Annotated in this window: 10 protein-coding genes; 6 read left to right on the top strand and 4 right to left on the bottom strand. The window is 66.9% G+C overall.

The window, feature by feature from the left end:
- Positions 1–1354 (bottom strand): DUF2264 domain-containing protein (locus tag ACVCAH_RS36550; RefSeq protein ID WP_447140784.1); only part of this gene is annotated, 1354 nt, incomplete at its 3' end.
- Positions 1355–1426: 72 nt separating this feature from the next.
- Between ACVCAH_RS36550 and ACVCAH_RS36545 the strand changes: the two genes are divergently transcribed.
- Entirely contained in the window at positions 1427–2473 is a 1047-nt protein-coding gene (locus tag ACVCAH_RS36545; RefSeq protein ID WP_447140783.1) for a LacI family DNA-binding transcriptional regulator, read from the top strand.
- A 53-nt stretch (positions 2474–2526) separates the two neighbouring features.
- Here the strand turns inward: ACVCAH_RS36545 and ACVCAH_RS36540 are convergent, their stop codons facing one another.
- From ACVCAH_RS36540 to ACVCAH_RS36530, 3 genes are all read right to left on the bottom strand, one after another.
- Positions 2527–4191, bottom strand: a complete 1665-nt coding sequence (locus ACVCAH_RS36540) for an extracellular solute-binding protein (protein WP_447140782.1) — start codon at positions 4189–4191, stop codon at positions 2527–2529.
- 61 nt (positions 4192–4252) lie between these two features.
- Positions 4253–5134 (bottom strand): carbohydrate ABC transporter permease, encoded by an 882-nt coding sequence (locus ACVCAH_RS36535; RefSeq protein WP_447140781.1) that lies wholly within the window; start codon positions 5132–5134, stop codon positions 4253–4255.
- Positions 5131–6111 (bottom strand): ABC transporter permease, encoded by a 981-nt coding sequence (locus tag ACVCAH_RS36530; protein ID WP_447140780.1) that lies wholly within the window; start codon positions 6109–6111, stop codon positions 5131–5133. Before ACVCAH_RS36530 ends, ACVCAH_RS36535 begins: the two co-directional genes overlap by 4 nt.
- An 88-nt stretch (positions 6112–6199) precedes the next feature.
- Between ACVCAH_RS36530 and ACVCAH_RS36525 the strand changes: the two genes are divergently transcribed.
- From ACVCAH_RS36525 to ACVCAH_RS36505, 5 genes are all read left to right on the top strand, one after another.
- Complete coding sequence (locus ACVCAH_RS36525) at positions 6200–7261, top strand: hydroxyacid dehydrogenase (protein ID WP_447140779.1); 1062 nt, start codon at positions 6200–6202, stop codon at positions 7259–7261.
- A gap of 30 nt (positions 7262–7291) precedes the next feature.
- The gene (locus ACVCAH_RS36520; protein WP_447140778.1) at positions 7292–8431 is read left to right on the top strand and encodes a Gfo/Idh/MocA family protein; all 1140 of its coding nucleotides are present in this window, start codon (positions 7292–7294) and stop codon (positions 8429–8431) included.
- Between the two features lie 32 nt (positions 8432–8463).
- Positions 8464–8613: a hypothetical protein gene (locus ACVCAH_RS36515; RefSeq protein ID WP_447140777.1), complete on the top strand. Its 150-nt coding sequence runs from the start codon at positions 8464–8466 to the stop codon at positions 8611–8613.
- Positions 8610–9425 (top strand): sugar phosphate isomerase/epimerase family protein, encoded by an 816-nt coding sequence (locus tag ACVCAH_RS36510; protein WP_447140776.1) that lies wholly within the window; start codon positions 8610–8612, stop codon positions 9423–9425. The genes ACVCAH_RS36515 and ACVCAH_RS36510 overlap by 4 nt, the downstream gene beginning before the upstream one ends.
- Positions 9426–9634: 209 nt before the next feature.
- On the top strand, positions 9635–10888 hold the full coding sequence (locus ACVCAH_RS36505) for a helix-turn-helix domain-containing protein (RefSeq protein ID WP_447140775.1): 1254 nt from the start codon (positions 9635–9637) through the stop codon (positions 10886–10888).
- Positions 10889–11543 lie beyond the last annotated feature (655 nt).

Below are 11543 nucleotides of genomic sequence, written 5' to 3'. Positions count from 1 at the left end.
CGAGGCTGGCTTCGCCGCCTCTGCGCGTACGCCAGTGCTCGCCGTCATCGCTGAGCGCCAATGCGCTGTCAAATGCGCCCCCGGCGAGGTCATCGCCGCCGGTGGGGACACTGAATCCGGCCAGCGTGGAGTAGGCGAACTTGGCATACTTCGCTGCGGCGCCTCGGGCGTTCCACGCCGGGGGTTGCTGTCCGTTGAGCGCGACGATGTCGCCGTCGGTGTCGCGGGCGATGACGAGTGCAGCGGCCGACTGTATGGTGATCGACTCCTGGGCCGGCGAGGGCTGTGGTTCAGCGGTCCAGAAGGGATGGTCCGCCTCGGCGGCGAGAGCCATGAAGAACTTCGTGCCCCAGTAGGGGGATCCGCCCGCGAGGTATTGCTCGACCACCCCTGTGTTGGGATAAGCGTAGCCGACGGTAAGGGCGCCGTCCTCGGTGGCGATGGGCTGGCGCCACCACCAGTCGAGGTGCCGTTCGGCGAGGCCACGCGTGCGCGCCCAGGGTAGGGCGGGCACGTTGGCGGCGGCGAGCATGGACCAGAAGGCGCCCTGGCCGAGCCGGTAGCCGAGGCTGCGGCCGAAGGGCAGCCCGGCGCCGTCGCTGGCGAACCAGTCCTGGAATTGTGTGGCGAATACCGTCGCGCGCCGGGTGAAGCGCTCGGCGCGTGCGTCGTCGACCGCCTTGAGCGAGGCGAGTAGCAGGCCGTAGAAATGGAATCCGAACGGCACGTAGTAGTCGCGGGGGGCGGTCTTGCCGGGCTGGCCGGGGCCGTCGGAGTACCAGCCGTCGGCGAGGGTGAACTCCTCCAGCCGGTTCAGGTGCGCGGTCACTCGGGCGTCATCGGTGGGTACGCCCACCGCGCGCAGCCCGGTCGCGGCGAGCAGCGGAAAGAAGTGCCAGTTGTTGTCGACGGGTTCGGCCTGTGCCGCCGCTGACAGCCAGGTCGAGAGGTGATCCCGCTGGCGCCCGGTGAGAGGATCCCAGAGTTCGTGGGGGGCGACGGCGAGGGCGTAGCCGATGGCGGCGGACTCGACGATGCGTTGGTCGTGGTCCATGGGTGGCCCGACGTACCAGGCGTGTTCCGGGTCGAGGGCAGCGGTGAGCGCGGCGCGGACCTCGTGCCATGGCGTGTCGGCGGTGCCGCCACCCGCGGCGTACGCGGCGAGGCCCCAGAGTGGCCGGGCCACCAGCTCCAGCCAGGTCGCGCCTGGGTCGTGGTTGCTGGCGTGCACCGGCTGGCGGCCCGGACCCAGTGCGGCGATGCGCGTCGCGGGTGCGATGACCTGCATCAGTGCGTTAGACCAACCCGCCCGGCCTGCGGAAACGATTCCATGGATCTGGCGTAGCGACGGCATGCATGACAGGTTACGATAGCAGTAACCGCTTTCACAAGTGTTACCATGGGTCTTTCTCACCGAAGGAGCCCAGTGAGCCAGCCGACGAAGCGTCCCACCATTCGCGATGTGGCCAAGGCCGCGGGAGTCTCGGTCGCAACCGTCTCCCGGACATTGAAAGGCGACTATCCGGTCGCCAATGCCACCCGCGCGAAGATCCAGCGTGCGGTGCGCGACCTTGACTACGTCGTCAACGCTCACGCCCGGGCGCTCTCGGGAACGACCTCCAAGGTCGTAGCCATCGTGGTGCATGAGCTTGTCTCCCCTTTCTTCGCCCACATTGCAGCCGGCGTCGAACGGCAGGCGACCGAGGTCGGGCGGCTCTGCCTGGTCTGTACCACTCACGGAGACTCAGATCGAGAGTTGGAAATCGTCAAACTCATGCGCGAGCAGCACGCCGACGCGGTGATCCTGGTCGGCGGCGTGGTCGAGTCCCCCGAGTACCTTCAGCGCATGAAGCGCTTCGCCCATGGCCTCGCCGAGGCCGGCTCCAAGCTCGTGCTCTGTGCCCGCCCGTCGCTCGGCCCGGACACTCCGGCGATCAACGTCGACTACGACAACACCGGCGGCGCGTATGCCGCCACATCGCACCTGCTCTCGGCCGGGCACCGGCGGATCGCCATGGTCGGCGGCTTCGCCGGGCATACGACGAGCGAGCAACGCATCCAGGGCTACCGGGACGCGCTGAAAGCGTACGGTTTGCCGGTCGAGCCGCAGCTCATCTCCCGCGGCGAACTGGTCCGCCGCAGTGGATACGACCGCGTCAACGACCTGCTGGCCCGCGGAATCGATTTCACGGCAGTCTTTTGCGGCAACGACCATGTGGCGGCGGGTGCGATGGCGGCGCTGCGGGACGCGGGCAAGCGGATTCCGCATGACGTCAGCGTGATGGGCTTCGACGACGCCCCCTTCGCCGAGGACCTCAACCCGCCACTGACCACTGTCCATCTGCCCCATGAGGAGCTGGGGCGCACATCGGTGCGGATGGCCTTGCAACCAGGCGGGTCGCCGCGCCAGCACGTCAGGCTGGGCACCCACATCGTGGTACGCGACTCGGTCGCCCTCGCCCCCGTCACCTGACAGGCTGGCCGGGCGCGGCGGATGATCCGCTCACGCCCGGCGTTCCGCAGCGTTCAGTTCGCGGCCTCGTACTCCTTGGCGTACTCGGCGGCCATCTTGTCGCCGCCGTCGGTCTTGTACTTCTTGACTGCCGCGGCCCAGTCGTCCATAGTGGCTCGGCCGGTGATCACCGCGACCATCGCGTCGTCGATCGCCTTCTTGATGCCCGCCTCGACCCTGCTCGCGGTGTCCGACGTCAGGCCAAACGCCGGGTTGAGCAGCAGGTTGGGCTCGATCTGACGCTCGTAAGAGTGCATCAGCGTGATCGCCTCGGCCGAGACACCCGGATAGTAGAGCACCGCCGGCGCATCACACAGGTACTTGACCGGCAGATTGGTGGCATTATCCCCTGCCGTCCACAGCTCGGTCGGCACCGGCGCACCCGACGCATCACGGGTGAAGTGCGTGCCTTCCACACCGTAGTGCAGCAGCTCATACTCCTTGGTGCCGAACGGCGAGGCCAGGAAGTCCAGAATCCGCAGCAGCATCTTGACCCGCTCCGGCGAAGCCTTCTTCACGACCGTGTAACCGAAGATGCCGCGACTGGCCCACGCCTTGCCGCCACCGGGACCACCAAGGTAGGGCAGGGCCGGGGCTACCTCGTAGGCGCCCTTCGCCGACTTGATCATCTGCGAGTACGCGCCGAACCCGTCGGTGAGGCTCGCCGTGGACTGACCCGCGAAGTGGGTCTTCGCGTCGACCTGCGAGACGGTCATCGCGTCCGGGTAGTATGCCCCGGCCGCGTACAGCTCGCGCATGAACTGGACGGCCTGCTTGAGCTCCTCGGTGGCATAGGTCGGGGTAAAGGTGCCGCCCTCGACCTTCCAGAAGTTCGGCGCGCCGAACGCCCCGCCGTGCACCCCCCAGCCGAAGTTAGCGGGGGGCTTGCTGGCACCGAGGGCCCACCTGCGGTCCCTGGTCAGCGCCTTCGCACCGGTCAACACGTCGTCCCTGGTCCAGCTGCCCTTGACGATGGCCGCCTCGTCCAGGTTGGCGCCCTTCCACAGCTGCCGGTTGAGGTAGAGGATGTTGCCGGGAGCAGGGCGCTCGACCGGTACACCCATGATCCTGCCCTTGATGCGCCCCATACCCTTCCACGCATAGGTAGGAATGTTGGCGAGGTTCGGATAGGCCTTAACGGCGTCGCCAGACAGGTGCTCCGAGAGATCGGCGAAGTTGCTGGCGATGAGCTCCGCCTCGCGTGGCAGGACGTACCCGCCGCCGAAATTGATCAAATCGGGCAGGTCGTCACCGGCCATCATCGTTGCCATCTTGGCCTGGTAGTCGGCGTCAGGGATGACTGTCAGCTCCAGGTCGATGCCGAGCGCGGTGTTGACGGCCTGCAGGAACTTGTTGGTCTCCTTCGGCCCGGGCGGCGTGCCGTAGCTGATGACCGCGGCACGGACCTTCGATCCGTCGCCGGGCACGCCGTTGATGGCGGTTCCGATCGTTGTGGGGTACTTGGTGTATCCGTTCTGCACGCCGGTTGCGTTGCCAGGAAGTTCGGGGGTCGGGACCTTCGCGGGGTGGTAGGTCGGCCAGGCGGCCAGATCCTTACCGGCGCTGCCGACGCCGGAGCGACTGCTGCCGCAGGCGCTCAGTAACGACGGGACGGCGACGGCCGTGGCGCCCAGGCCGACGGCCCGCAGCAGGGAACGACGGCTGAGTTCGGACGACATAAGGTGGATCCTTTCTCGACAAACGATCTGGGGCGGTGCCGGGACGGGATGTGCGGATCGATCAGCTCTTGATGGCTCCGGTCAGCACTCCCTTGACGAAGAAGCGCTGCACGAACGGGTAGATCAGAATGATCGGGACGATGGCAATGACCAGGACCGCCATGCGCACGGTTTCGGGGGCCGAGACCATTCCGGACTCACCGGCGGACGGGTCGACCAGTTGGGCACCCGAGATGACGTAGGTGCGCAACAGCTGCTGGACCGGCCACTTCTCGTCCGACAGGTAGATGGACGCGCTGAACCAGGCGTTCCAGTAGCTCACCGCGTAGAACAGGCCGATGACGGCCAGCACCGCCTTCGACAGTGGGATGACGATCCGCCGCAGCGCCTGCCATTCGCTGGCGCCGTCCAGTCGGGCGGCCTCGAACAGCTCCTCGGGCAGGCCCTGGATGAAGCCGCGGATGATGACGAGGTTAAAAACGTTGATCATGACTGGGGCGATCAGCGCGGCGTAGGTGTCGAGCAGGCCGAGCTCCTTGACCACGAGGAAGGCGGGGATCATGCCCGGCGGGAACAGGAAGGTGAAGAGGATGCCCAGCATGATCTTCTTACCGCCGACGAGTTGCGGACGGCTGAGCGCATACGCGAGCAGCGTCGTCGCGATCAAGCTGACGGCAGTGCCGACGACGGTGACCCCGACGCTGACACCCACCGCCCGGGTCACCTGACCGCCCTGGAAGATCTCCCGGTACGCATCCAGCGTCGGATGTTCGGGCCACAGCACCCATCCACCGTTGGCCACCACATCCTCAGGGCTGGCCAGGCTGGTGGCGATGACCACGATGAACGGGACGATGACCAACAAGCAGACGATCGTGAGCGCGACGCCCTTGGCAGCCACCGTGACAGGGCTGGGCTTCTCACTCCAGACGGGCCGGCTCATCGGTAGACTCCCTGCTCGCCGAGACGGTGTGCGACCTTGTTGGCGGCGTAGACGAGCACGGCGCCGACGAGGCCCTTGAAGATTCCGGCCGCCGCGGCGTAGGGGAAGTCACCGCCGACGATGCCCTTGAAGTACACGAAGGTATCGATGATCTCCCCGACCTGCGGGCCGACGGCATCGCGTTGCAGCAGGATCTGCTCGAAGCCGACCGAAAGGATCTCGCCGAGCCGCATCACCAGCAGCAGCACGATCACTGGCCGGATGCCCGGCAGGGTGACGTGCCAGAATCGCCGCCAGGGCCCGGCGCCGTCGACCACCGACGCCTCATAGAGCGTCTCGTCGACCTGGGTCAGCGCGGCCAGGAAAATAATCGTCCCCCAGCCGGACTCCTTCCAGATTATCTGCGCGACGAGCAGGGGTTTGAACGCCTCAGGATTACCGATAACGTCGATCGTGCTCAGGCCCTGATCGGCGAGCAGGCCGTTTATCACGCCCGCACCGCCGAGGATCTGCTGGAACACCGCCACGACGATCACCCACGAGATGAAGTGCGGCAGGTAGACGACGTTCTGCACCAGGCGCTTGATCGTCGTGGAAGCCAAACTATGTAGCAGCAGGGCCAGTGCCAGCGGAACGGGGAAGAAGAAGATCAACTGGAGCAGCGAGATCTCCACGGTGTTGAGCACCGCGTTCCAGAAATCGGCGTCACCGAACATCCTCGAGAAGGCGTCGAAGCCGACCCAGTTGGATTCGACGACCTTCTGGCCAGGCCAGTAGTCGGTGAAGGCGATGCCCATGCCGAACGCTGCGCCCAGGTGAAAGATCAGAAAGTACGCCAGGCCGGGCAGAAGGAACAGCCATAGTAACCGGTCACGCACGATGCGTCGCCACAGCGGCGTGTGTTTGTGCGCCCCGGCCGGACCTGCGGCGCGTCCACCCGGCTTGGTCGTGGTGCGGCGGATAGCTCCGACCGTCATGCGTCCTCCTGCTGCCTGAGTGACGCAGAACATAAATCGGTTACCACGACCGCGTCAAGGCCCTGTCGAGCGCGGGGAACGATTGACCATGTCAGGGCATGCCTACTACAGTGCGACGTCGGTGAAAACGGTTTCTATAGGAGCAGCTCATATGCCTCTCCCCCGCCCGGTCGGTGCGTTCGCCATGCGTCCTAACGTGCTGCCAGCCGCCTTCTCACCCGAGCTCGTGGCCCGGCTCGCCACACGACTGGACCTGCTCGACGGTTCAGACGAGACCGGAGTGATCTCCTTCGACGATCCCCGGATCGCCGACGTCACGGTCCTGATCACCTCGTGGGGCTGCCCGCCGATCGACGCCTCGGTCTTGGCCGTCGCGCCACGGCTGCGCGCGGTCATCCACGCGGCCGGTTCGGTGCGAGGGCACCTCTGCGAGGAGGTATGGCGGCGCGGGATCGCCGTCTCATCGGCGGCCGACGCCAACGCCGACCCGGTAGCCGACTTCACCGCCGCCGCGATCGCGTTCGGCGTCAAGCGGGTCCTGCCGCTGGCCCGCCGTTACGCGCAGGGACACTATGCAGCCTTCGACGAACGGCCCGGCGCCGACGGCCGGGTGATCGGTGCCGTCGGCGCATCGCGGATCGGGCGTCGGGTCATTCGGCGCCTCGTCGCCACCGGGCACCAGGTGTTGGTGGCCGACCCGTACCTGGCGCCGGCCGACGCCGCAGAACTCGGCGCGCAGCTACTCGAACTGGACGAGGTATGCCGACGCAGCGCGGTACTGACCATCCACGCCCCGCAGCTGCCCTCGACCCGCCACCTGATCAACGCCGATCGGCTGAAACTACTGCCCGACGGCGCCCTCGTCGTCAACACCGCGCGCGGCAGCCTGCTCGACACCGACGCCCTGGTAGCGGAGTGCACCTCCGGGCGCCTCGACGCCATCCTCGACGTCACCGACCCGGAGCCGCTGCCGGTCGGGCATCCCCTCTTCAGTCTGCCAAACGTGCTGGTGACACCGCATGTGGCGGGAGTGCAGGGCAGCGAGGTCCGCCGGTTCGGCGCCTACGCCACCGCCGAGGTGGAGCGCTTCACCAGCGGCAAGCCGCTGCTCGGCGAGGTGCACCTGACCGATCTCACCCGCATGGCCTGACCGATTGCCGTCCAGCAGGAAGGAATCACCATGAAAAAGATCAACATCATCATGAACGGCGTCACCGGTCGCATGGGCTACCGCCAGCACCTGGCGCGTTCCATCCTCGCCATTCGGGAACAGGGCGGTCTCGCCCTGCCCGACGGCGAGGTGCTCTATCCCGAGCCGATCCTCGTCGGTCGCAGCGCCGCGAAGCTCGAGACACTCTGTGCCCAGCACGAGCTGACGCGCTACTACACCGACCTCGATGAGGCGCTCGCCGACCCCGACGCCGAGGTCTACTTCGACGCCCAGGTGACGACGGCCCGAGTCGCGGCACTGACCAAGGCCATCGCCGCCGGAAAGCACGTCTACACGGAGAAGCCCACCGCCGAAACTCTCGACGAGGCGCTGGCGTTGGCCACCGCCGCCCGCGAACGGGGCATCCACCACGGCGTGGTAGCCGACAAGCTCTACCTGCCCGGTCTGCAAAAGCTCAAGCGCCTCGTCGAATCGGGCTACTTCGGACGCATCCTGTCGGTGCGAATTGACTTCGGCTACTGGGTCTTCGAAGGCGACTGGCAGAGCGCGCAGCGCCCCAGCTGGAACTACCGAGCCGAGGACGGTGGCGGCATGATCCTGGACATGTTCCCGCACTGGCGGTACGTGCTCGACCACGTCATCGCCCCCGTGCGGTCGATCTACGCACAATCGGCGACCCACATCCACGAGCGCGTCGACGAACGGGGCAACACCTACACGGCCACGGCAGACGACGCCGCCTATGCGCTCCTGGAACTAGACGGCGGGATCATCGCGCAGGTCAACTGCTCCTGGGCCACCCGCGTCGACCGCACGGAACTGGTGACCTTCCACGTCGACGGCACGCACGGCAGCGCCGTCGCGGGCCTGCGGGGATGCCGCATTCAGCACCGAAACGTCACCCCGAAACCGGTCTGGAATCCCGACCTCCCGGTCAGCCACGACTTCCGGTCCCAGTGGGTCGAGGTGCCCGAGAACGACGCATACGACAACGGCTTCAAGATCCAATGGGAGCAATTCCTGACCGCCGTCGCCACCGGAGCACCGTACGAGCACGACTTGTTCGCGGGTGCACGCGGCGTCCAGCTCGCCGAACTCGGTCTTCAGTCGGCCCGCGAGAACCGCAAGCTGGCGGTGCCGGCGCTATGAGGAGCCAAATCTTCAACACGGCGCCCCATGTCGTGGCTGATCCGACCGCCGCCAACGGGCGCGGCCGGCCTGCCGTGGTCAACTGGGACCCGATCCTTGCCTTCCACCAGGTGTGGGCACTCGGCAACCCCGCCGAGACGGTAGCGACCGTGGTCCGCCGCCAGGAGGCACACATCCGATGAGGCTTGCGTTCTCCACCCTCGGATGCTCTGGACTGCCCCTGTCGGAAGTCGTCGCGCTGGCACAACAGACCGGTTGGACCGGCATCGAGGTGCGCGCCGCCAACGACGAGCCGGTCCACATCGGGCTGAACCCGGCGCAACGCGCTCAGGCTCGGGCGGACCTGGCGGGCGTAACGCCGATCTGCATCGCCTCCTATGTGCGGGTCGCCGCGGAGGGCAGCGACGATGCGTGCGTGGCCGACGCCCTCGCGCACGCCCGGCTCGCCGCTGACCTAGGTATCTCCGCCGTTAGGGTGTTCGCCGGTGCGCCGGTGCCGGGCCGTGACGCCGACGACGCAGCGGTACGCCGGCTCGCAGAGATCGCGGCCGGGTTACCCGCAGGCGTGGCGGTCTGGCTGGAAACACACGACTCGCATCCCCGGGGCGCCGATATCGCCCGAGTGCTGCGGCGGGTCGGGGACCGCAGGGTGCGGGCCATCTGGGATGTGCTGCATCCGTGGCGCTGCGGCGAGGCGCCGGGCGAAACCATGGAGGCATTGCGCGCGCACCTCGCGCACGTACAGGTCAAGGACGTCGCGAGCGCGACCGAGCGGACTCCCCTGCCGCTAGGGACGGGCAGCGTTCCGCTCGCCGCGGCCCTAAACCTGCTCGCATCCGACGGGTATTCCGGCTGGCTCGGTTTGGAGTGGGAGAGCAAGTGGCACCCGGGCGCGGTGCCACTGCCCGAGGCGTTGCACGCCAGCCTCAGGTGGTTGCGCACCCGAGGCGGGCCAGCGTTGCGCCGCATCACGGCAGCGGGACCGTCCGGCTGACGGCTCCGGCGCAGAGACGTTGGTGGGCCCGCCCTCAATGGTGTTTCTGGTGCGGCAGGCTGACGATGCGGGCCGATCCGGATACGCAGCCGCCCCGGTGCTGGACTCTCACCTCTTCGCGGGGTGGCCGCTGGACCTGGTACCCCTCCTCTGATGGTCGTCCGCTTCGCCGCCGAGTATCGACGGCCCCGTCTTCTTCGGAGATTTTGATGGCACGCCATCTGCACCCTTGCGCCTCATTGCGGGCCTACTTCGGCTGGCGGCTGCGCCACTGGAGACTCGTCAGCGGCATGACCCAGCGAGAGTTGGGACGTCGACTTGGGTATGACCACACGCACCTGAGCAAGGTGGAAAGCGGTGACCGATGGCCGCCTCCGGAGCTACCCAACCTCATTGATCGGCTGTTCGACACCGGCGGTGAGTTGGCGGCCTTGTGGCCGCTGGTCGAGCGGGAACGGCAGCAGGCTACCCGGGTTAGCCCGGCCGGGCTGGGCGATGGCGGCCTGCCAACATCACGGCCCGGCTCCGATGCCGTCGCGGGGATGGAAGCGTTGTTGCGCGCCTACCACGCTGCCGGTGACGAATTTGGCAGTCGAGATCTAATCACGTCCATCGAGCACCATACCAGGACGGTTGTTCAGTGGCAGGCGGGCCAATCCGACCCACCCGCCACCGCGCTCGTGGGCTTGGCCGCCAAGTTTGCCCTGCTCGCCGCGTGGGCTCGATTCGACGGCACGGACTACGCCACGGCGTTGTTCTGGGCAACCGCTGGCCAACAATGGGCCACGATGGCTGGCGACGTCAACGCCGTCAGCAGGTCGCTCACACGGCAGAGCAGCGTCCACTGGTCCGTCGGCAACCCCGCTGGCGCGATCGCGATAGCCGAGGCCGCCCGGCGCATCGACGGGATCTCCCCCGAAGTCAATGCCTGGGCTTGTCTCGCCCAGGCACGCGGCCACGCCTTCGCTGGGGACCGCCGCAACTGCGAGCTGCGGCTCGCAGAGGCGGCCGATCTGATCCGATCGACAAATCCAAAATTGGAGCCGTGGAATCCTGGGTTGAGCGATGTGGTGTTGCCGCTCGCCACTGGCACCTGCTATCGAGATTTGGCGGTGCGGGTGGGTCTACATGAGTTGGCGGAGCAGGCAGTCGTCCACATCACCAGTGCGTTGACCTCTGTGCCGCTGCGGTGCGGGAACGTTCGGGCCGTGGTGGCCACCCGGCTGGCCAGCGCCCACGTCAGCGCGGAACAGCCGGATGAAGCGATTGCCGTACTCACCCGGCTGGTGGACACGGCACACGGCTCCGCTCGGATGCTCAACGAACTACGTGCCGTACACTCCAGGCTCGTCACGCGTTGGGCTGACGTGGCAGCCGTGCGTAAGCTGACCGACCAGATGCAGGCGGCCAACCTGATTCCGACCTCGTTTACGCCATCCGGCGAGCTCAGCCCGTCGGAATGAACGCCGATCATACATGCTTACGCGGACGATGTCCTAGTGTTCTATCTCGCAAATAGCTAGCCGCTTTACGACCTCGTGCGCAATTGGGCAGGGCCGTGAGCTGCCATGATTCGGTTCCGGGAAGCCGAGCGCAAACACCGTCCCAACGGATCCCGGTCGAGCACGCCATCGCCGGGCTGGTGTCCGACCGCATGATCACCTGGTAGCCGCGAAACCGCATCACCACAGCTCACCGCCCCACCTAATTGCGCACGAGGTCGAAAGACCGGCGAGTGGACGGAAGGACGCCGCATTGGCTTGGAACTCCTCGCCAAAGCCCGAATGACCGCTGTCCAGCCAACCAACCCGCCCCCGAGCCGACCTCAATCGCCGCATAGCATCAAACCGGATCCCGCGATGGCCGTCTTCTATACCACCATGCCCCGCTGTGCAGAAGCTGCCCGTGCCGGGGCAGCCCAAGTCCGCGGACCGCTGGCATCTGTGGCACAACCTGAGCGACGCCGTGGACAACCGAGGCCCAAAGCTATCACCACTCCCGCCGACCAACGTCGATCAGGCCCCGCCCTTGACGGAAAAGCGGTCAACTTGCGGCCCGCTTCGAAACTTGTCGATTGGTTGTAACGTCTGCCACACGTTCCAGCCCGCTGGGTCGCCG

This window comes from Micromonospora sp. LZ34 (assembly GCF_052981855.1).
The sequence above is the reverse complement of the archived record's forward strand: the minus strand, read 5'-3'. Positions and strand labels throughout refer to the sequence as shown.